The 21129-nt window shown below is 73.3% G+C and carries 20 protein-coding genes; 15 read left to right on the plus strand and 5 right to left on the minus strand.

All coding sequences use genetic code 11. The features are described from left to right. Window positions 1-13: 13 nt before the first annotated feature. Entirely contained in the window at window positions 14-952 is a 939-nt protein-coding gene (locus ACZ4WZ_RS10670) for an NADP-dependent oxidoreductase (protein ID WP_467887896.1), read from the minus strand. Between the two features lie 111 nt (window positions 953-1063). Here ACZ4WZ_RS10670 and ACZ4WZ_RS10675 point away from each other — a divergent pair, with 111 nt between their 5' ends. The 13 genes from ACZ4WZ_RS10675 (at window position 1064) to ACZ4WZ_RS10735 (ending at window position 15588) form a co-directional block, all read left to right on the plus strand. Continuing rightward, a complete protein-coding gene (locus ACZ4WZ_RS10675) occupies window positions 1064-2110 on the plus strand; it encodes a GlxA family transcriptional regulator (protein WP_467887899.1) in 1047 nt (348 codons plus the stop codon). Between the two features lie 54 nt (window positions 2111-2164). After that, window positions 2165-2509 (plus strand): DUF1330 domain-containing protein, encoded by a 345-nt coding sequence (locus ACZ4WZ_RS10680; RefSeq protein WP_467887902.1) that lies wholly within the window; start codon window positions 2165-2167, stop codon window positions 2507-2509. Window positions 2510-2574: 65 nt separating this feature from the next. Beyond that, complete coding sequence (locus ACZ4WZ_RS10685) at window positions 2575-3264, plus strand: SDR family oxidoreductase (RefSeq protein WP_467887905.1); 690 nt, start codon at window positions 2575-2577, stop codon at window positions 3262-3264. Continuing rightward, window positions 3261-4244, plus strand: a complete 984-nt coding sequence (locus ACZ4WZ_RS10690; protein WP_467887908.1) for a methionine synthase — start codon at window positions 3261-3263, stop codon at window positions 4242-4244. Before ACZ4WZ_RS10685 ends, ACZ4WZ_RS10690 begins: the two co-directional genes overlap by 4 nt. A gap of 31 nt (window positions 4245-4275) precedes the next feature. After that, window positions 4276-6486 (plus strand): NAD-dependent DNA ligase LigA, encoded by a 2211-nt coding sequence (ligA, locus tag ACZ4WZ_RS10695; RefSeq protein WP_467887911.1) that lies wholly within the window; start codon window positions 4276-4278, stop codon window positions 6484-6486. 381 nt (window positions 6487-6867) lie between these two features. Further along, window positions 6868-9072 (plus strand): putative bifunctional diguanylate cyclase/phosphodiesterase, encoded by a 2205-nt coding sequence (locus ACZ4WZ_RS10700; protein WP_467887914.1) that lies wholly within the window; start codon window positions 6868-6870, stop codon window positions 9070-9072. Between the two features lie 164 nt (window positions 9073-9236). Then, window positions 9237-9533 carry an Asp-tRNA(Asn)/Glu-tRNA(Gln) amidotransferase subunit GatC gene (gene gatC, locus ACZ4WZ_RS10705; protein WP_467887917.1) on the plus strand — a complete coding sequence of 99 codons (297 nt, stop codon included), beginning with the start codon at window positions 9237-9239 and terminating at the stop codon, window positions 9531-9533. A 5-nt stretch (window positions 9534-9538) separates the two neighbouring features. Further along, window positions 9539-11038 carry an Asp-tRNA(Asn)/Glu-tRNA(Gln) amidotransferase subunit GatA gene (gene gatA, locus ACZ4WZ_RS10710; protein WP_467887920.1) on the plus strand — a complete coding sequence of 500 codons (1500 nt, stop codon included), beginning with the start codon at window positions 9539-9541 and terminating at the stop codon, window positions 11036-11038. Then, complete coding sequence (locus tag ACZ4WZ_RS10715) at window positions 11035-11280, plus strand: hypothetical protein (protein WP_030295076.1); 246 nt, start codon at window positions 11035-11037, stop codon at window positions 11278-11280. Before gatA ends, ACZ4WZ_RS10715 begins: the two co-directional genes overlap by 4 nt. A 16-nt stretch (window positions 11281-11296) precedes the next feature. Next, entirely contained in the window at window positions 11297-12808 is a 1512-nt protein-coding gene (gene gatB, locus ACZ4WZ_RS10720) for an Asp-tRNA(Asn)/Glu-tRNA(Gln) amidotransferase subunit GatB (RefSeq protein ID WP_467887923.1), read from the plus strand. A 173-nt stretch (window positions 12809-12981) separates the two neighbouring features. Further along, window positions 12982-13974, plus strand: a complete 993-nt coding sequence (locus ACZ4WZ_RS10725) for a GlxA family transcriptional regulator (protein WP_467887926.1) — start codon at window positions 12982-12984, stop codon at window positions 13972-13974. Window positions 13975-14086: 112 nt separating this feature from the next. Further along, window positions 14087-14719: a cysteine hydrolase family protein gene (locus ACZ4WZ_RS10730; RefSeq protein WP_467887928.1), complete on the plus strand. Its 633-nt coding sequence runs from the start codon at window positions 14087-14089 to the stop codon at window positions 14717-14719. A gap of 68 nt (window positions 14720-14787) precedes the next feature. Next, window positions 14788-15588 carry an alpha/beta fold hydrolase gene (locus tag ACZ4WZ_RS10735; RefSeq protein WP_467887930.1) on the plus strand — a complete coding sequence of 267 codons (801 nt, stop codon included), beginning with the start codon at window positions 14788-14790 and terminating at the stop codon, window positions 15586-15588. On the opposite strand, the gene ACZ4WZ_RS10740 is transcribed toward ACZ4WZ_RS10735, so the two are convergent. Together ACZ4WZ_RS10740 and ACZ4WZ_RS10745 are read right to left on the minus strand one after the other, a co-directional pair. Next, window positions 15566-16174, minus strand: coding sequence for a GNAT family N-acetyltransferase (locus tag ACZ4WZ_RS10740; protein ID WP_467887932.1), 609 nt, complete (start codon window positions 16172-16174; stop codon window positions 15566-15568). The two genes, ACZ4WZ_RS10735 and ACZ4WZ_RS10740, sit on opposite strands and share 23 nt — an antisense overlap. Further along, window positions 16171-18240 carry a penicillin acylase family protein gene (locus ACZ4WZ_RS10745; protein WP_467887935.1) on the minus strand — a complete coding sequence of 690 codons (2070 nt, stop codon included), beginning with the start codon at window positions 18238-18240 and terminating at the stop codon, window positions 16171-16173. The genes ACZ4WZ_RS10740 and ACZ4WZ_RS10745 overlap by 4 nt, the downstream gene beginning before the upstream one ends. 72 nt (window positions 18241-18312) lie before the next feature. Between ACZ4WZ_RS10745 and ACZ4WZ_RS10750 the strand changes: the two genes are divergently transcribed. Then, window positions 18313-19047: a siderophore-interacting protein gene (locus ACZ4WZ_RS10750; RefSeq protein WP_467887937.1), complete on the plus strand. Its 735-nt coding sequence runs from the start codon at window positions 18313-18315 to the stop codon at window positions 19045-19047. 71 nt (window positions 19048-19118) lie between these two features. Here ACZ4WZ_RS10750 and ACZ4WZ_RS10755 read toward each other — a convergent pair whose 3' ends face one another. After that, the gene (locus ACZ4WZ_RS10755; RefSeq protein WP_467887940.1) at window positions 19119-19628 is read right to left on the minus strand and encodes a DinB family protein; all 510 of its coding nucleotides are present in this window, start codon (window positions 19626-19628) and stop codon (window positions 19119-19121) included. Window positions 19629-19763: 135 nt separating this feature from the next. Beyond that, window positions 19764-20582: a GNAT family N-acetyltransferase gene (locus ACZ4WZ_RS10760; protein ID WP_467887942.1), complete on the minus strand. Its 819-nt coding sequence runs from the start codon at window positions 20580-20582 to the stop codon at window positions 19764-19766. Between the two features lie 54 nt (window positions 20583-20636). Between ACZ4WZ_RS10760 and ACZ4WZ_RS10765 the strand changes: the two genes are divergently transcribed. After that, on the plus strand, window positions 20637-21029 hold the full coding sequence (locus tag ACZ4WZ_RS10765; RefSeq protein ID WP_467887945.1) for a cupin domain-containing protein: 393 nt from the start codon (window positions 20637-20639) through the stop codon (window positions 21027-21029). Window positions 21030-21129 lie beyond the last annotated feature (100 nt).

The following is a 21129-nucleotide window of genomic DNA, read 5'->3' on the forward strand; positions in this document are numbered from 1 at the left end:
GCTCGGATCCTGCTCAGACCACCGTCAGGACGATCTTGCCGGTGGTCCGGCCGCGCTCGCCGATCTCGTGGGCCTTCGCGGCCTCCGCCAGCGGCAGCACCGTCTCGACCAGCGGCTCGAGCAGGCCCCGGTCCGCCAGGGCCGCGATCTCCTCGAGCCCCTTCAGGTCGGGCTCCACCAGGACCCAGGACGCGCGCACCCCGTCCGCCGCGGCCGGTACGGAGTCCGGACCCGGGAGCGAGATCAGGTGGCCGCCGGGCTTGAGCACCTTCAGCGAGCGCTCGGCGACCTCGCCGCCCAGGGCGTCCAGGACCACGTCCACGCCGGAGACCGCCTCGGCGAAGTCGCCGGTCCGGTAGTCGACCAGCTCGTCGGCGCCCAGCTCGCGCAGCAGGCCGTGCTTGGCCGCGCTCGCGGTGCCGATCACGTACGCCCCGCGCGCCTTGGCGATCTGGACCGCCAGGTGGCCGACCCCGCCCGCCGCCGCGTGCACCAGCACGCGCTGCCCGGCCGTGACCCCGGCGGTGTCGACCAGCGCCTGCCAGGCGGTCAGTGCCGCCAGCGGCAGCGCGGCCGCCTGCACGTGGCCGAGGGAGGCGGGCTTGCGGGCGAAGTGCCGGGCCGGGGCGGCGACGTACTCGGCGTAGCCGCCCGCCTGGCGGGGGAAGCTCGGCATGCCGTACACCTCGTCGCCCGGCCGGTACAGCGTCACGCCCGGGCCCACGGCCTCGATGGTGCCGGAGACGTCCCAGCCGACGATCGGCACCTCGCCCCAGGCGATCAGGGCGCCACTGGCCCGGGTCTTCCAGTCGACCGGGTTCACACCGGCCGCGTGGACCCGGACCAGGATCTCGCCCAGGCCGGGCTCCGGGCGGTCGATCTCCCGCTCGACCAGGGCCTCGGGGCCGCCCCATCCGTTCACGACGATCGCGCGCATCTCTGTCTTCCTCATTCCATGGGATTCCGTCCGATACCGGGCTCTCCCCGGCGACACGTCCCACACTCGGGCATCGCGGCACCGCTCGGTATTGGCCGGATGGCCAGGGTGTGACAGGATCTGGCCATGAACAGCGCCCGGAAGACGACAGCGGAGGCCACGGCCGGCCGGCGCCCCCACCGGGTCGCGGTGCTCGCGCTGCCCGGAGTACCCCCCTTCGAGCTGGGCATGCCCTCCCGCGTCTTCGGCAGCGCCATGGACGGGGCCGGACAGCCCCTGTACGAGGTCACCGTCTGCACCGCCGACGGCGGCCCCGTCCTCAGCGACGCGGGGTTCACGGTCCAGCCCGCCGCCGGCCCCGAGGCCCTGGCCGCCGCCGACACCGTGATCCTCCCGCCCACCCACGCCATGCCCGAGCTGGCCCACGGCGGGCCCCTGCCCCCCGAGGTCACCGCCGCCATCGCCGGGATCCGCCCCGGCACCCGGCTCGTCTCCATCTGCACCGGCTCGTACGTCCTGGCCGCCGCCGGGCTCCTCGACGGCCGCCCCGCCACCACCCACTGGAACCTGGCACCCGAGTTCCGCCGGGCCTACCCCCGCGTCCAGGTCGACGAGGAAGTCCTCTTCGTCGACGACGGCGACGTGCTGACCTCCGCCGGCGTCGCCGCCGGCGTCGACCTGTGCCTGCACCTGATCCGCCGCGACCACGGGACGACCGTCGCCAACCGGGCCGCCCGCATATGCGTCGTACCGCCCTGGCGCGACGGCGGACAGGCCCAGTACATCGACCGCCCCGTTCCCGCCCCCACGGCCGCCACCACCACCGCCACCCGCGCCTGGGCCCTGGAGCGCCTCGACGAGCCGATCAGCCTCGCCGAACTCGCCGCCCACGCCCGGATGAGCCTGCGCACCTTCACCCGCCGGTTCCGCGACGAGGTCGGCATGACCCCCGTCCAATGGCTCACCGGACAGCGCCTGGAGGTCGCCCGCCAGCTGCTGGAGTCCAGCGACCTCCCCGTCGACCTGGTCGCGCACCGCTCCGGCTTCGGCTCCGCCAACTCCCTGCGCCAGCACATGCGCACCGCCTTCGGCGTCTCCCCGATGGCCTACCGGCGCACCTTCGGCCCGCACACCATGACCCCGGAGGTAATCGCCGCGGCCGACGCCCGCTGACAGCATCGGGGCAACGGCCGGGACCGCCCGGCCGAACGGACAGGGGAGACCGACATGACCGCGTACGCCATCGCCCACCTGCGCCGCCCGACCGTCAACGAGGACGTCCTGCGCTACATCGAGGAGATCCAGACGACCATGGACCCCTTCGGCGGCCGCTTCCTCGTCCACGGCAAGGAGGTCGAGGTCCTCGAAGGCCCCTATCCCGGCACGGTCGTCGTCATCGGCTTCCCCGACATCGAGCGGGCCCGCGCCTGGTACGCCTCCGACGCCTACCAGGCCATCCTCGCGCTGCGCACCGACCACATCCCCGGCACCGCCGTCCTGGTCGAAGGGGTCCCCGCCGACTACGACGCCACGGAACGGGCCCGCGTCCTGCGCGAGGCCGCCGGACTCTGACCCGCCCGGCGGGAGCGGCGGACCGCGGCGGCGGCGGGGCCCGGGCGGATGCGAGCATGGGCCGTATGGCTACTCACCTGATCACCGGTGCCGGTTCCGGCATCGGCGCCGCCGTCGCCGCCCGCCTGCACGCCCGCGGCGACGACCTCGTCCTGCTCGCCCGCGACGCCGCCCGCGCCCGGCAGCTCGTCGAGCGCTACCCGGGCGCGCGGACCCTCGTGGGCGACCTCGCGGACCCCGACCGGCTGTCGTGGGCGTTCTCCAAGCAGCCGGTGCCCGAACGGATCGACTCCCTGCTCCACATCGCCGGGATCGTCGACCTCGGACCCGTCGGCGACCTGCGCCCCAAGACCTGGCACCAGCAGCTCAACGTCAACCTGATCGCCCCCGCCGAGGTCACCAGACTGCTGCTGCCCACCCTGCGGGCCTCCAAGGCCACCGTCGTCTTCGTGAACTCCGGCGCCGGACTGCACGCACACGCCGAGTGGGGGGCCTACGCCGCCTCCAAGCACGGCCTCAAGGCCCTCGCCGACGCGCTGCGCGAGGAGGAGAAGGGCAACGGCGTACGCGTCACCTCCGTCTACCCCGGCCGCACCGCCAGCCCCATGCAGGCCAAGGTCCACTCCCAGGAGGGCAAGGAGTACGACCCCGAGCGCTGGATCAACCCCGAGTCCGTGGCGACGACCATCCTGATGGCCGTCGACCTGCCGCGCGACGCCGAGGTCAACGACCTCTCCGTCAGGCCCGGCCGATGACCGCGGGCGCCACCGGCGTCGGCTCCCTCCCGGGCGGCGACGCCCGCGAGGCCGCCAAGACCGTCACCGGCTCCTTCGAGGACTTCCCCTACCTCCCCGAACTGCCCGCCCGCGGACCCGGCGCGGACATGATCGGCCGCTCCCTGGGGCTGCTCGTCGACCTGTACGCCCACGTCGAGCCCAGCGGCTGGCGGATCAGCGACCGTCCCGGCCGCGACACCCGGCGCGCCCGCTCCTGGCTGGGCGAGGACCTCGACGCCCTCGAGGAGTTCACCCAGGGCTACACCGGCCGGCTGAAGGTCCAGGCCGTCGGCCCGTGGACGCTGGCCACCGCGCTCGAACTGCACGGCGGCGAAGCCGTGCTCCAGGACGCCGGAGCCTGCCGCGACCTCGCCGGATCCCTCGCCGAGGGCCTGCGCGACCACCTGGCCGACGTGCGCAGGCGCATCCCAGGCGCCGAGATCGTGCTCCAGTACGACGAGCCGTCGCTCACCGCCGTCCTGCTCGGCCGGGTGCGCTCCGCCAGCGGCTACCGCACCTACCGGGCCGTCGACCGGCAGGTGGTCGAGAGCACCCTGCGCGACCTCTTCGCCGTGCACGACGGTGAGGTCGTCGTGCACTCCTGCGCGCCCGACGTCCCCTTCGCGCTGCTGCGCCGGGCCGGCGCCACGGGAGTGTCGTTCGATTTCTCACTGCTCACCGAGCGCGAGGACGACGCCCTCGGCGAGGCCGTCGAAGGCGGCCTGAAACTCTTCGCCGGAGTGGTACCGGGCACCGATGCCCCGTTGTCGGACCCGGGCGGTAGCGTCATGGGTGTCAGGAAGCTTTGGCGCAGGCTGGGGCTGGCCCCGGGGACTCTCGCCGAGTCCGTCGTGGTCACCCCGTCGTGCGGTCTGGCGGGCGCCTCGCCCGCGTACGCCCGCGCGGTACAGGCCCATTGCGTCAGGGCGGCGAGGTCGCTCGCCGACAACCCTGAGTGACGGTCGAGGACGGGCCACGGGAGGACACGGCATGGCAGCCGAACAGCAGGACACGGCAGTACCGACGGCGGCGCGGGAGCAGCACCAGCTGCTCGCCGAGCAGATCGAGGAGCACCGCTTCCGGTACTACGTGAACGACGCGCCGGTCGTCAGCGACGCCGAGTTCGACCAGCTGCTGCGCTCGCTGGAGGCCCTGGAGGAGCAGTACCCCGAGCTGCGCACGCCCGACTCGCCCACCCAGAAGGTGGCCGGGGCGTACGCGACCGACTTCGCCTCCGTCGTGCACCGCGAGCGGATGCTCTCCCTCGACAACGCCTTCGACGACGAGGAGCTGTCCGCCTGGGCCGACCGGGTCGCCCGGGACGTGAACACCCCGGACTACCACTACCTGTGCGAGCTCAAGGTGGACGGCCTCGCCGTCAACCTCACCTACGAGAACGGCCGCCTCACCCGCGCCGCCACCCGCGGCGACGGCCGCACCGGTGAGGACATCACGCCCAACGTCCGCACCATCGCCGAGATCCCGGACCGCCTGCGCGGCGACCGGATCCCGGCCCTGGTCGAGATCCGCGGCGAGGTCTACTTCCCGATGGAGAAGTTCGAGGAGCTCAACGCCCGGCTCGTCGAGGCCGACGGCAAGCCCTTCGCCAACCCGCGCAACGCGGCGGCCGGTTCGCTGCGCCAGAAGGACCCGAAGGTCACCGCGACCCGCCCGCTGCACATGGTGGTGCACGGCATCGGAGCCCGCGAGGGCTTCGAGATCGAGCGCCAGTCGCAGGCGTACGAGCTGCTGCGCGAATGGGGCCTGCCCACCGCCCGCCACAACAAGGTCGTCTCCTCCCTGGCCGAGGTCCGCGCGTTCATCGACCACTTCGGCGAGAACCGGCACTCGGTGGAGCACGAGATCGACGGCGTCGTGGTCAAGCTGGACGAGATCGCCCTCCAGGGCCGGCTGGGCTCCACGGCCCGCGCCCCGCGCTGGGCCATCGCCTGGAAGTACGCCCCCGAAGAGGTCAACACCAAGCTCATCGACATCAAGGTCGGCGTCGGGCGCACCGGCCGCGTCACCCCGTACGCCCAGGTGGAGCCGGTGACCGTGGCCGGCTCCGAGGTCGAGTTCGCGACCCTGCACAACCAGGAGGTCGTCAAGGCGAAGGGCGTGCTCATCGGGGACACCGTCGTCCTGCGCAAGGCGGGCGACGTCATCCCCGAGATCCTCGGCCCGGTGGTGGACCTGCGGGACGGCACCGAGCGCGAGTTCGTCATGCCGGCCGAGTGCCCCGTCTGCGGGACGGAGCTGCGCCCGATGAAGGAGGGCGACATCGACGTCCGGTGCCCCAACGCGCAGACCTGCCCCGCGCAGCTGCGCGAGCGGCTCTTCTACCTGGCCGGCCGCCAGAGCCTGGACATCGAGAACTTCGGCATGGTCGCGGCGGCCGCGCTCACCGGCCCCCTGGAGCCCGCCGAGCCGCCGCTGCGGGACGAGGGCGACCTCTTCGACCTCACCATCGAGCAGCTGCTGCCCATCAAGGCGTACGTCCTCGACCAGGACAGCGGCCTGCCCAAGCGGGACCCGAAGACGGGCGAGGAGAAGATCGTCAGGGTCTTCGCCAACCAGAAGGGCGAACCGAAGAAGAACGCCCTGGCCATGCTGGAGAACATCGCCGCCGCCAAACAGCGCCCGCTGGCCCGCATCATCAACGGCCTTTCGATCCGGCACGTCGGACCCGTCGCCGCGGAGGCGCTCGCCCGCGAGTTCCGCTCGATCGAGCGCATCGAGCAGGCCAGTCTCGAGGAACTGACCGCCACCGAGGGCGTCGGCGCGATCATCGCCGCCTCCCTCAAGGAGTGGTTCGCCGTCGACTGGCACCAGGAGATCCTGCGCAAGTGGCGGGCGGCGGGCGTCCGCATGGAGGAGGAAGGATCCGCCGAGGAGGAGGGGCCGCGCCCGCTGGAGGGCCTGACCGTGGTCGTCACCGGCACCCTGCTGAACCACACCCGCGACGGGGCCAAGGAGGCCCTGCAGAGCCGGGGGGCCAAGGTCACCGGCTCGGTGTCGAAGAAGACCTCCTTCGTCGTCGTCGGCGACAACCCCGGCTCGAAGTACGACAAGGCCGTACAGCTGAAGCTCCCGATCCTCGACGACGCCGGCTTCGAAGTGCTGCTCGAACAGGGGCCCGACGCCGCGCGCGAGGCGGCGCTCCCGGTGGAGGGCGGCGGCGAGGGCGAGGGCGAGCGGTAACCCGCGGGGGAGTCGTCCCCGGGGGCGGCGGAACCCAACGGATGCGTGGTGTGCGGCCGTACGGGCGGGCGCACGCCCGGCGCGGTCCCCGGTGGTGAACGGCCGGCAGGAGGCGGACCGGGCCGCGGTGAGCCGTCGGATCATCGGACGGGTGACGGGGGCCCCGTCCAAACTCACCCGTTCGGCGGATACCGTACTGATGAGGATGGCTGGGCCGTATTCGGGCAACCACCGCCGACCGCTGCCCCTGGGAGCCTCTCGCGTCCTACTGTTGTGGGGTGCGCCCGTCGTGCGCGGCTGCCTGATGCGCTTTCAGCCGCGATGGCACGACACCGGGGCCATCACGTGACATCGGCATCGCCGGCTGTGAGAGGGACGGGCATGAAACCCACCGAAAGCGCCGACCCGTCACCTGAATTCGGCGGGGACACCCCGCCCGTGCGGGCGGGCCGGCTCGGTGTCCTGGGTGCCAGGACACCGGAGACCCGCGGCCTCGACAACGGATCGGGCGGACCGGGACAGGAGGGGCGGCGCACCACGCTGGCCCTCGCCCTCGTCGGCCTCGCCGCCGTGGTGCTCGCCGCCGGCATCGTATACGCGCTGACCGACCGTCAGGCACTGTTCCCCGGGGGACCGGTGGGATGGGGGCTCGCCCTGCTCACCGGCATCATCGTCGGCCACCTCGTCGCCCTGGGCCGCGACCGCTGGTGGGGCGGCACCGGGTCCGGTGCGGCGCTCACCCTCGGGGTGCTCATCCTGTACGGCTGGATCCCCGCCGGACTCGTCTCCCTGGCGGTGGTCTCGCTCGTCGGGGCCGCGCGCCGGCAGCGCTGGCGGCAGGGCCTGCTGCACGGTTCCGTCGACATCCTCGGCATCGGCGCGGGGGCCCTCGTACTGGCCGCCTTCGGTGACGCGCCGAGCGTCGAGAAGCCCTGGACGCCCCTGGACTGGGACCTCGCGGCCGCCCCCGAGGTCGCCCTCGTCGCCCTCTCCTACCTGCTGGTGACCCGGATCCTGCTATGGTTCGCGCTCACCCCGCGCGGCGGCGGGCTGCCCACCGTGGCCCGCACGGCCGTCCTGCGCCAGGCCCTGGTCGCCGCCGCCCTGCTGGGCATCACCCCGCTGATCTGCGTGGTCGCCAGCACCCAGCCGGTGCTGCTGCCGCTCTTCGCCGTACCGCTCATCGCCCTCGACTCCACCCTGTGGATCGCCCGGGCCCGCGCCGAGGAGCAGCTGCGCGACCCGCTGACCGGCCTGCCGAACCGGCAGTGGCTGCTGGAGCGGGCCTGGTCCGCGCTGGACGAGGCCGAACGCTCGGGCACCCGGTCGGCCCTCGTGCTGATCGACCTCGACCGCTTCCGCGCCGTCAACGACACCCTGGGCCACCTCGCGGGTGACCGGCTGCTGCTCCAGATCGCCGAGCGGCTGCGCCAGGCGCTCCCGGCCGAAGCGGAGGCGGCCCGGCTCGGCGGCGACGAGTTCGCCGTACTGCTGCCCGCCACGGACTCCACCACCAGCGCCCAGCGGGTCGCCCGCGGCCTCGTCGCCGAGCTCAGCTCCCCGCTGGACCTCGACGGACTCACCCTGGTCCTGGAGGCCAGCGCCGGGCTCGCCGTCTTCCCCGACCACGCGCTCGACGCGGAAGGACTGCTGCGGCGGGCCGACGTGGCCATGTACCAGGCCAAGCGCGACCGCACCGGCGTCGAGGTCTACGAGTCCAAGCGCGACAGCAACACCCCCGACCGGCTCGGCCTCCTCGGCGACCTCCGCCGGGCCCTCGACGCCGGCGAGGTGGAACTGCACTACCAGCCGAAGGTCCGCTTCGACGGACAGGTGGCGGGGCTGGAGGCACTGGTCCGCTGGGTGCACCCCGAGCGGGGGCGGGTCTCCCCGGACGAGTTCATCGCGATCGCCGAGACCTCCGGGCTGATGCCGCACCTCACCGAGTACGTCCTGGAAACGGCCCTCGCCCAGGTCGCGCGGTGGCGGGCGCAGGGCCTGAAGGTCCCGGTCGCTGTCAACGTCTCGCCGCGCGACGTCCACACGCCCGGCTTCGCGGGAGCCGTCGCCGCCCGGCTGGCCCGGCACGGGGTCCCGGCGAGCGGGCTCCAGCTGGAGATAACGGAACACGTCCTGCTGGAGGACCCGCAGCGGGCGGCCGACACCATGGCCGGGCTCACCGGCCACGGCGTCAAGATGTCCCTCGACGACTTCGGCACCGGCTACTCCTCGCTGGTGCACCTGCGCCGGCTGCCGGTGAGCGAGCTGAAGATCGACCGCTCGTTCGTGGCCCGGCTCGCCGTGGACGCCCAGGACGCGGAGATCGTCCGCTGCACGGTCGACCTCGCGCACTCCCTGGGCCTGCTGGTCGTCGCCGAGGGCGTGGAGGACGACGAGACCTGGGAGCGCCTGCGGGACCTCGGCTGTGACGCGGTGCAGGGCTGGCTGGTCGCCGCGGCCATGCCCCCGCAGGAGGCCACCGCCTGGCTCCTGGCCCGCGGTGAGCGCGGCTGGCGCCGGCCGGCCGACATCACGGCGGAACTGGCCGCCGCGGCCGCGGCCTCCTCGGAGACCCCGGCCCCGTAGGCCGTGTCGTCGAGGTCCCGCCCGGTCCCGGCGCGGGGCGGCCCGTGGGATGGTGCCGCCCGGCCCCGGCGGGGGCCGCGGCAAACCGTTTAACGGGTCGGGGGCCCGGCCCCATAGGATTGGGACCGAAACCTACACACTCACCACCCCCAGAGGATCGCTGCATGCCTGGCATCACGCGCGAGGAGGTCGCCCACCTCGCTCGGCTGGCACGTCTGGAGCTGTCCGGCGAAGAGCTCGACCACTTCGCCGGACAGCTCGACGACATCATCGGCGCGGTCGCCCGCGTATCCGAGGTCGCCGACCAAGACGTCCCGCCGACCTCCCACCCGCTGCCGCTGACGAACGTCATGCGCGCGGACGAGGTCCGTCCCTCGCTCACCCCCGAGCAGGCGCTTTCCGGTGCTCCCGCCCAGGAGCAGCAGCGTTTCAAGGTGCCGCAGATCCTGGGGGAGGACTAATCACCATGGCTGACACCCACATCATCAAGCTCACGGCCGCCCAGACCGCCGAGAAGATCGCCTCCGGCGAGCTCACGGCCGTCGAGGTCACCGAGGCCCACCTCGCGCGCATCGAGGCGACGGACGAGAAGGTCCACGCCTTCCTGTACGTCGACCGCGAGGGCGCCCTCGAGCAGGCCCGCGCCGTGGACGCCAAGCGGGCGGCCGGCGAGAAGCTCGGCCCGCTGGCCGGCGTCCCGCTCGCCCTCAAGGACATCTTCACCACTGTCGGGGTCCCGACCACCGTCGGTTCGAAGATCCTCGAAGGCTGGATCCCGCCCTACGACGCCACCCTGACGCGCAAGCTGAAGGAAGCCGGCGTCGTCATCATCGGCAAGACCAACATGGACGAGTTCGCCATGGGGTCCTCCACCGAGAACAGCGCGTACGGCCCCACCGGCAACCCCTGGGACCTCACCCGGATCCCCGGCGGCTCCGGCGGCGGCTCCGCGGCCGCGCTCGCCGCCTTCCAGGCCCCGCTGGCCATCGGCACGGACACCGGCGGCTCCATCCGCCAGCCCGCCGCCGTGACCGGCACCGTCGGCGTGAAGCCCACGTACGGCGGCGTCTCCCGCTACGGCATGGTGGCCTTCTCCTCCTCCCTGGACCAGGGCGGTCCGTGCGCCCGTACGGTCCTGGACGCGGCCCTCCTCCACGAGGTCATCGCCGGCCACGACCCGCTCGACTCCACCTCCATCGACGCCCCGGTCCCGCCGGTCGTCGAGGCCGCCCGCAACGGCTCCGTCGCCGGCATGCGCGTCGGTGTGGTCAAGCAGTTCGCCGGCGAGGGCTACCAGGCGGGCGTCGTCCAGCGCTTCAACGAGTCGGTGGAGCTCCTCAAGGAACTCGGCGCCGAGATCGTCGAGCTGGACTGCCCGTCCTTCGACCTCGCCATGGCCGCGTACTACCTGATCGCGCCGTCCGAGGCCTCCTCCAACCTGGCCCGCTTCGACGCCATGCGCTACGGCCTGCGCGTCGGCGACGACGGCACCAGGTCCGCCGAGGACGTCACCGCCCTGACCCGTGAGGCCGGCTTCGGCGACGAGGTCAAGCGCCGCATCATCCTCGGCACGTACGCGCTCAGCTCCGGCTACTACGACGCGTACTACGGCTCCGCCCAGAAGGTCCGCACGCTCATCACCAAGGACTTCGAGAAGTCCTTCGAGCAGGTCGACGTGATCGTCTCCCCGACGACCCCGACCACCGCCTTCGCGATCGGCGAGCGCACCGACGACCCGCTGGCGATGTACCTCGCCGACCTGTGCACCATCCCGACCAACCTGGCCGGCAACTCCGCCATGTCGCTGCCCTGCGGCCTGGCACCGGAGGACGGTCTCCCGGTCGGACTGCAGATCATCGCCCCGGCGATGAAGGACGACCGCCTGTACAAGGTCGGTGCCGCCGTCGAGGCAGCCTTCGTCGAGCGCTGGGGTCACCCGCTGCTTGAGGAGGCTCCGTCGCTGTGAGTTCCAGTGCACTGTCCAAGGCCAAGGGCTTCAAGAAGTCCAAGTCCGGCACCTACCTGTCGATCGGCACCACCGCTTTCGGTGCCATCAGCGTGATCAAGCAGGCCCGCAAGGCCCGCACCGAGAACGACACGCTGAAGCTGGTCGACGCCGTTGTGTCCGCCGCCGCCATCGTCACCGGCCTCGCGATCCTGTACCGCGAGCTGAAGCGCCTCGGCGACGACGACGTCCTGCTGGGCTGAGAGGGAAAGTTTCACCGTGACCACCTTCACCGAACTGCTGTCGTACGAGGACGCCCTCGCGTCGTACGACCCCGTCATGGGCCTCGAGGTCCATGTCGAGCTCGGCACCAGGACCAAGATGTTCTGCGGCTGCTCCACCGAGCTGGGCGCCGAGCCCAACTCGCAGACCTGCCCGACCTGTCTGGGTCTGCCGGGCTCGCTCCCGGTCGTCAACGCGATCGGCGTCGAGTCCGCCGTCAAGATCGGCCTCGCGCTGAACTGCGAGATCGCCGAGTGGTGCCGCTTCGCCCGGAAGAACTACTTCTATCCGGACATGCCGAAGAACTTCCAGACCTCCCAGTACGACGAGCCCATCGCCTTCAACGGCTACCTGGACGTCCAGCTGGAGGACGGCGAGGTCTTCCGCGTGGAGATCGAGCGCGCCCACATGGAGGAGGACACCGGCAAGTCGCTGCACGTCGGCGGCGCCACCGGCCGTATCCACGGCGCGTCCCACTCCCTGCTGGACTACAACCGCGCCGGCATCCCGCTCATCGAGATCGTCACCAAGCCCATCGAGGGCGCGGGAGCGCGCGCCCCCGAGGTCGCCAAGGCGTACGTGGCCGAGCTGCGCGAGGTCATCAAGGCGCTCGGCGTCTCCGAGGCCCGCATGGACAAGGGCCAGATGCGCTGCGACGTCAACCTGTCGCTGCGCCCCAGCCCGGAGGCCCCCTTCGGCACCCGCTCGGAGACGAAGAACGTCAACTCGCTGCGCTCCGTCGAGCGTGCGGCCCGCTTCGAGATCCAGCGCCACGCGGCGGTGCTCTCGTCGGGCGGATCGATCGTGCAGGAGACCCGGCACTTCCACGAGGAGGACGGCTCCACCACGGCCGGCCGCATCAAGGACAACGCCGAGGACTACCGCTACTTCCCCGAGCCGGACCTGGTCCCCGTCGCCCCGGCCCGCGCCTGGGTGGAGGAGCTGCGCGCCGGACTGCCGGAGATGCCGCGCGTGCGCCGCAACCGGCTCCGCGAGGAGTGGGGCGTCAGCGAGCACGACATGCAGTCCATCCTCAACGCGGGCGCCGTGGACTCCATCGTCGCCACCATCGAGGAGGGCGCCGACTCCACCGCCGCCCGCAAGTGGTGGATGGGCGAACTGGCCCGCAACGCCAACGAGCAGGGCGTCTCGGTCGACGAGCTGCCGATCACCCCGGCCCAGGTGGCGCGCATCGCGGCCCTGGTCGCGGCCGGCGACCTGAACGACAAGCTGGCCCGGCAGGTCATCGAGGGCGTCCTCGCGGGCGAGGGCACCCCGGACGAGGTCGTCGACAAGCGCGGCCTGAAGGTCGTCTCGGACGAGGGCGCGCTGGGCGCGGCCGTGGACGAGGCCATCGCGGGCAACGCGGCCATCGCCGACAAGATCCGCGGCGGCAAGATCGCCGCCGTCGGCGCCCTGGTCGGCGCGGTCATGAAGACCACCCGCGGCCAGGCCGACGCGGCCCGCGTCAAGGAGCTCATCCTGGAGCGCCTCGGCGTCGAGGGCTGAGACCCCGGCTCCCGACGGAGGCCCCGCACCGGATCCCGGTGCGGGGCCTCCGCCGTTCCCGTACGCGTTCCCGTACCCGCGTCCGGGTGCGGGCCCGGGCCGGCCGCGGTCGTGTCCGGATGTGACGGGGAATCGTCATTGCCGCCATGCGGGGGCCACGTGAGGATGGGGTCATGCCCACTTCGCACCGGGTCGTCATCGCGGTCTTCCCCGATGTCGACCTCCTCGACGTCACCGGTCCGGCCGAGGTCTTCGCCCTGGCCAACCGGGAGACCGGCGGGCGCGCCGGTTACGAGGTCGTCCTCGCGGGGCCCGACGCCGGACCGGTACGGACCTCGGCCGGGGTGCGGCTGCTCGCGGACCGCACCTTCGGCGAGGTCGGCGAGCGGGTGGACACCCTGCTGGTCCCGGGCGCGGTCGACGTGACCGACGCCGGACTCGTCGCGCGGATCGACGAAGCCGTCGTGGCGTGGGTGCGGGAGACCGCCCCGCACGCCCGGCGGGTGGCTTCGGTGTGCGTGGGCGCGCACGTGCTGGCGGCGGCCGGACTGCTGGACGGGCGGACGGCGACCACCCACTGGTCGACCGCCGCCCAGCTGGCGGCCGAACACCCGGAGGTCGTGGTCGATCCCGATCCGATCTTCGTACGCGCCGACCACGGCCGGCTGTGGACCGGGGCGGGGATCAGCGCCTGTCTGGACCTGGCGCTGGCCCTCGTCGCCGAGGACCTGGGCGAGCAGACCGCTCTGGCGGTGGCGCGGCAGCTGGTGATGTACCTGAAGCGGCAGGGCGGCCAGAGCCAGTTCTCGGTGCCGCTCAGCCGGCCGGCCGCGGGACGGCGGGACATCGACGACCTGCGCGTGTGGATCGCCGACCACCTCGACGCGGACCTGTCGGCACCGGCCCTCGCGGCCCGGATGTGCCTGAGCGAGCGGCACTTCGCCCGCGTCTTCACCCAGGAGACCGGCACCAGTCCCGCGGCCTACGTCGAAGCCGCCCGCGTCGAGGCGGCCCGGCGCGTCCTGGAGACCACCGACAGCCCGCTCGACCAGGTCGCGGCGGCCGCCGGTCTCGGCTCGGCGGAGACCCTGCACCGGGCCTTCCGCCGGCAGCTCGCCACGACTCCGGCGGCCTACCGCCGCCGGTTCCGCACGCAGGCCTGCTGACCGGCACCCATCGGTCCGAGGACTCCGAGGTATTCGAGGGCTTTGAGGAACAGGCCCGGCTTCGCGTTGCCTTCTTCCGTCCCATTCATCCCTTATGAAAGGTTTTCTGAGTATGAGTACGAGCACGAGCACGACCACCGCTTCCACGACCCTGCGCACCCTGATCGGGCTGGACGGGCGGCCGCCCCGGCTGGGCGACTCCGTCCTGGTGATGATCGACTTCCAGAACACCTACCGCACGGGCGTGATGGCCCTGGACGGCGCCGAGGAGGCGCTCGCGGCGGGAGCCCGGCTGCTGGAGCGCGCCCGCGCCGCCGGTGCTCCCATCGTCCACATCGTCAACGACGGCGGCGAGGGCACCCCGTACGACGTCCGCGCCCACATCGGCGCCATCAGTGACGAGGTCGCCCCGGCGGAGGGTGAGCCGGTGGTGGTCAAGCGGTTCCCTAACGCCTTCCACGCCACCGGACTGGAGGAGATCCTGAGCGGTCTCGGCTTCGGCGCGGGCAGCGGCAAGGACCTGGTGCTGGCCGGGTTCATGACGCACATGTGCGTCACCTTCACCGCGGAGGGGGCCTTCAACCTGGGCTACCGGCCCACGGTGGTCGCCGGGGCCACCGCCACCCGCGCCCTGGCCGCGCCGGACGGCACCGTCGTGCCCGCCGAGGCCCTCCAGGCGGCCGCGCTGACCACGGTCACCGACCTCTTCGGCCTGGTGGTGCCCGGGGCGGACGACCTTCTGTAGCGATCGCTAGTTAAATCGGATAGGTTTCTTTCTGTAGCGACCGCTACCGAATGAAACGGGGGACCCTCATGTCCGCAGTCACCACCCGGGCCCACTACGCCCGCACCGTCCGCACCGAGAGCGGGGGCCCGGGCCTGCTGCTGGCCCACGGGGCGGGCGGATCGGTCGAGGGCAACTTCGGGCCGCTGCTGGACGCGCTCGCCGCCCGGCACAGCGTCGTCGGCGTCGACTACCCGGGCGCCGGGGACACGCCGAAGGCCGAGGGGTCGCTGCGGCTCGACGAGCTGGCCGACCAGCTGGTGGCCGCCGCCGACGCCGAAGGGCTGGAGCGGTTCGCGGTGCTCGGCTACTCCCTCGGCGGGAACGTGGCCGTCAGGGTCGCCACCCGGTACCCCGAGCGGGTCACCGCGCTCGTGCTCACCGCGAGCTTCGCGCGGGCCGGCCACGGCGTCGGGATGGTCGGGGAGATGTGGGCCGAGCTGGGTCGGCGTGGGGAGAACGAGCTGCTCGCGCGGCTCCTCGTACCGCTCGTGCTCAGTGAGGAGCAGCTGGAGGCGCTGAGCCCCGAGCAGCTGGAGGACCTCGTGCGGGGGACCGCGGCCACGGTGACATCCGGTAGCGGGGACCAGGCCGCGCTCATCAAGGGCGCGGACCTGCGCGCGGAACTGGCGGGGGTCGGCGTACCGGTCCTGGTCGTCGAGACGACCGGGGACCGGCTCGTACCGCCCGCCCTCCAGCGGGAGCTGGCGGACGCCCTGCCGGGCGCGCGGCGCGCGGAACTGCCCACCGGGCACCTGCCGTTCGCCGAGCGCCCGGCGCAATGGGCGTCGCTGGTTACGGAGTTCCTCAGCGAGCGTCCGGCGCGCTGAGGAAGGCCAGGCGGGCCGGCTTCGCCGGGAGGTGGACCTCGGGCAGGTCGATCTCCGGCAGCTCGACCTCGGGGCCGAGCACGAAGCCGGTCCGCTCCAGCAGGCCGATGGCCTTGGCGTTGCGGGCGTCCGGTTCGGCGACCACGCGGCGGGTGGCGGGGTCGGAGAACACGTACGTGATGAAAGCCGTCATCAGGGCCCCGGTGAAGCCGTGCCGGACCGCGCCGTGGCTGGGGGCGATCAGCAGGTGCACGCCGACGTCCCCGGGCCGGACCTCGTAGCACTCGCCGACCCGGTCCTCGGCGCACTCGTACGTCTGGAAGAGCGCGACCGGTTCGCCGTCACGGGCGACCATGAACGCGTGGTGGGTGGTGCGGCGGTCGACGTCCTCGTAGATCTCCTGGACCAGTTCGCGGCTGGCGCCGCCCATGCCCCAGAAGCGAGCCCGCTCCTCGGTGACCCAGCCGTGGATCAGCGCGGAGTCGGCGGCGGGGTCGACGGGGGTGATGGTGACCGTCCCGAAGCCCTCGACGTGCTGGGTGTGGACGGGCTGACGGGTGGAGGCGGGGGCGGAGCGGGTGTTCATGCGGATTCCTTGGTGAGGCGGGCCCAGTCGGTGACGACGGGTACGAGTTCGCAGCGCGCCCAGAGGGGCAGTTGGTCGCGGTGGTGGGGGGCGCCGGTGACGCCGTCCGCGCCCAGCGGGACCGCCCAGAGGCTGTCCTCGCGGCGTGCCAGGTCCCAGACGTAGCGGGCGGCCGAGGCGCGGGCGGCGCGGTCGGTGAGACCGGGCACGGAGGACGTGGCGTTGACGCAGTCGTGGTCGCCGCCCAGGCCCGGCCACTCGGCGTCCGGGTCCGGCAGCGCCGACCAGGGGGCGAGGACGTGGAGCCGGCCCCAGGGGGCCTCGGGGACGGCCGCGGCCGTCTCCTCCAGGGCCGCGCGCACGTGCGCGGCGCGGTCGAGCCCGGGGAGGAGGGGGGTGGTCAGCAGCCCTTCCAGGGCGTAGCCGACGCGGGGCAGGAGGTGCAGCCAGGGGTGGAAGACCTCCGGTCCGGCGGGGGCCGGGGCCAGGCCCGCGAAGACGGGGTCGGCGGTGAAGCGGCGTACGGTCGCGCTGCGGAAGACCGCGAAGACCGCGGCGTCGGTGCTGTCGGCCGCCATGTGCCGGTCCCAGGCGAGGAGCCGTTCGCGGAGCCGGCGGGCCTCGGGGGAGAGGCCGTCCAGGGCGGGCAGCAGCGCGAGTAGTGGCGCGGCGGAGGCCAGGTACGTGTCACCGTGCACGTCGGCCATGGCCTTCGGGGACCAGTCCGCCGAGCCGCTGAGCAGCTCCCGGATGCGGTCGGCGCGGTGCGGCGGCGCGAACTCCACGCCGAGGGGGGACGCGATCCCGCGCGCGTTCGCCATCACGGCGAAGCCCTGTACCGGTTCGGCGGGGGTGGGCGCCCAGCCCCGCCAGGTGTGCCGGGCGTCCCAGGCGGGCACCGGGCGGAGCCGGTTGGCGCCGTCGCGCAACGGCACGGCTCCCGCGACGCGGTGCAGCAGGCCGCCTTCGGAGTCGGCGGCGTGGACGACGTTGACCGGCTCGGCCCAGCCGTCGAGGGCGCGGTCGACGTCGGCGACGGTGCGGGCGCGCAGGAGGGCGGGCAGCGCGGCGAAGCCCAGGTCGCGGCGGACGCGGGGCGGGTAGCGCAGGGAGAGGGCGTCGGCGCCCTCGGGGACGAGGCCGGTGGCGTCCTCGCGGATGACGACCGGCCCGCGCGCGGTCTCCAGGACCTCCACCTCGACGTCGGCGGCGCTGGCCACGGAGATGGTCTCGGTGTGGCGGGCGACCGGCTCCCAGGTGCCGTCGGGGCCCAGCGCCTCCAGGCCGTCGCCGGCGGGCCGCAGCCGTTCGGCGTAGAGGTCCTGGTAGTCGGCCATGGCGTTGGTGATGGCCCAGGCGACGCTGCCGGCGTGGCCGAAGTGGGCGAGGCCGGGGACGCCGGGGACGGCCAGGCCGAGCACGTCGTACTCGGGGCAGGAGAGACGTACCTGCTGGTAGACGCCCGGATCCTCGATGAACCGGTGCGGGTCGCCCGCGATGATCGCCGAGCCGGTGGCGGTCCGGTCGCCGGGAACCAGCCAGCCGTTGCTGCCGGCGGTGCCGGGCCCGTCGGTCGCGAAGAGGGTGGCGGCGTCGTCGCCGAGGACGCGGGCGACGCGCTCGCGCCAGAGCTTGGTGGCGAACCCCGCGAAGAGGACGTGGGTGGCGATCCAGACGGACAGCGGGACCCAGGGCTCCCAGGGGGCCGGGGTGTGGCCGGTGCGGGCGAAGCGGTCGTCGCGGGCGGCGCCCTCGGCGAGACCGGAGTTGACGCCGTCGACGTAGGCGCGGAGCCAGGCGGCGGTCCCGGGGTCGAGTGCCTCGTGGCAGCGCCGGGCGGTGTCGTCGAGGCGGGCCTGGCGGGCGAAGCGGTCCCAGGCGACGCAGTCGGCGCCGAGGAACGCGGCGCTGGAGCCCTGCGCGCGGTGGCGCTCGACCTCGAGCTGCCAGGCCCGGTCGAGGGCGGTGACGCGGCCCTGTGCGTAGGAGAGGCGGATCGGGTCGGAGGCCCGCAGGTGCGGGATGCCCCAGCTGTCGCGGTAGACCTCGTGGGCCTCTGTAGTCACACTGCTCACACTCTTCCCCGAGTTTCTTAGGTTAGGCTGCCCTAACTATACGGTGTGGGGAAGGGGACGGGCATGGCGGTCGGCAAGGGCTGGGAGGGTGTGGTCCTCAAACTGCTGCGCGGCAAGGACTTCACCTTCACGGTCACGGGGGTGGAGGACGTCACGGAGCACTTCCGCAGGGTCCGCTTCGGCGACGGCGGGCTGCTGGCGGCCGTCGGCGACTCCCTGCACCCGACCATGTGGGTCCGGGTCTGGTTCCAGGGCGGCAGCCGTCCGCACCAACGGGCCTACACGCTGGTGGACCCCGATCCGGCCACCGGCACCTTCGCCTTCGAGTTCGCCCTGCACGACGGGCTGGCCAGCCGGTGGGCGCGCTCGGCCGCGCCGGGGGACACCCTGGAGGCGACCGTCCAGGGCACCGGCTTCACGGCGCCGGACCCCGAGCCGGAGCGGCTGCTGGTGATCGGCGACCCGGCCTCGCTCCCGGCCGTCAACTCCCTGCTGGACGCCTACCCGCACACTCCGGCCACCCTCTGGTTCGAGACCCAGCACGCCTCCGACGCGGAGCTGCCCGTACGCGCCGACGCGGGCCGGCACGACGTCCGGCGGGTGGCGCGGGGCGGTTCGGCGCTGGTCGAACGGGTGCGGGCCGAACTCCCGGAGCTGCTGGGTCCGGACCCGGCCTCCGCGTACGTCTGGCTGGCCTGCGACACGGCGACCACCCGGAACCTGACGGCGTACCTCAGGAAGGACCTGGGCCTGCCGAAGCAGCGCGTGAACGGCCTGGGGTACTGGCGCGCGGACTGAAGCCCGCGACCAGCGGGTGCCCGGGGGATCAGGGCGGGCCCGGCCCTGAACCGCCGGACGCCCCTACGCCCCTACGCCCCGACCGTGCCGTCGACGGCCTCGCGGAGGAAATCGGCGTGGCCGTTGTGGCGGGCGTACTCGTGGATCATGTGCAGCATCACCAGCCGCAGCGAGGCCTCCTGCTCCCACTTGGTGACGTACGCCGTCACCTCCAGGGACTCGGCGGCGGCCTCGACGGCACGCGAGTGCTCCACCTCCGCCTCCCAGGCGGCGAACGCCTCGGCGCCGGTGGCCCCTTCGGCGTCGTACGCCGCCTGGAAGTCGTGGTCGTCGGACCACAGGTGGGGGACGTCCGCGCCCCCGATCGTGCGCCGGAACCAGTGGCGTTCCACCTCGGCCATGTGCCGGACCAGGCCCAGCAGCGACAGGGTGGAGGGCGGCGACGCCCGGCGGCGCAGCTCCTCGTCGCCGAGGCCCTCGCACTTCAGGGCGAGGGTGGCCCGGTGGTAGTCGAGGTAGGCGCGCAGGGTCTCGCGCTCCCCGCCGGTCAGGGGCGGCCCGACGCGTTCTGTGTTCCGCATGCACTGATCCTCTCCGCTGCCGGGCCCGCACGGAAGCCCCTCCCGGCGGCCGAAGCCCCGGAAGGCGCCCCGGGCGCGGGGCGGAGGCGGCACGCGGCCGGGGCCGGACTCCGCCGTCCCGCCACACGTGCGGGGTCAGGCTCCGTCGCCCCGCCACACGTACGGGGTCGTCACGCCGAGGACGCCGAAGCCCAGGCGTTCCAGGATCGGGCGGCTGTCGTCCGAGGCGTCCACCTGGAGGTAGGGGATGTCCCGGGCCGCCGCCACACGGGCGCGGTGGGCCACCAGCAGCCGGTAGATGCCGCGGCCGCGCCACTGCGGGTCCGTGCCGCCGCCCCACAGGCCGGCGAAGTCGCCGCCCGGCCGCATCTCCATCCGGGCCGCGCTGACGGGGACGTCCCCGGCCATCGCCACGACGGCCTCGATGGTGTCCGGCTCGTCCCGCAGCCGGCTGAGCACCTGCTCACGGATCCGGGGCCGCTCGGTGCCGAAGGCCCGGTGGTGGACCTCCATCATCAGGTCCACCCCGGCCTCGTCCGTCACCACCCGCAGGGTGATCCCCTCCGGCGGCTCCACCGGCATGGCGGCGAGCTCGGCCGTCCGCCCCACCAGCAGGGTCTCCGGCGCCTCCGGTACGAACCCGGCCGCGAGCAGCCGGTCCCCGAGGTCCGCCGGGCGGTCGTGGGAGTACAGCTTCCACTCGAACTCCGGCCCGCCCCCGTCCTCGCCGCGCGCCCCGAAGTACGCCACCTGCGCCGCGATCTCCGCGTCCGCCGTGTCCCCGTCGAGGTCCGACCAGAGCACGCCGTTCCAGCCGAGCCCGGGCACGGTCTGGCGTACGACCGCGCCCACCCGCTCCACCCGCGCGTGCGCGGCGTCGGGCCGCGCGTCGCGCCGCATCTCCGCGTCGTAGCGGTCGCGCACTTCCAGCAGTTCACCGGGGTTCGTCTTCATGGGATGAGCTGACCAGGTGCCGGGGCGGACGTACAACTGCATTAGCCTCGCCCCGTGAACGACGACTCCGCCATCTACACCGGCAAGGCCACCCCCGACGCCGCCGCCGACCGGGGCTGGCTCCTCGGCCACTTCAAGAGCACCGGCGATCCCCGCCACAGCGAGGACGTCGAGATCAAGTGGGGGGTCCATCCCAAGGGGGAGGAGCGCGAGCGGTGGGTGACCGGCGAACGGCGCACCGCCCTCCAGGTGCTGATCAGCGGCCGGTTCCGGCTGGAGTTCCCCGGCCGCACCGTGGTCCTCGCCGAGCAGGGGGACTACGTGGTCTGGGGGCGCGGGGTCGACCACTCCTGGTACGCCGAGGAGGACACGGTGGTCCTCACCGTGCGCTGGCCCTCGCTCCCCGGCTACCGGGTCGATGAGCCCTCCGTCCCGGAACGCCGGTGACCGAGGTCCCGCATCTCCCCCCAAGCCTGTGACGATGCACACGAAAGCAGCCAACGATCACGAAAGGCTGGAATCGTGTCGATCGAGGTGTATACCACCC

It is taken from the genome of Streptomyces sp. NPDC029122 (genome assembly GCF_055569445.1).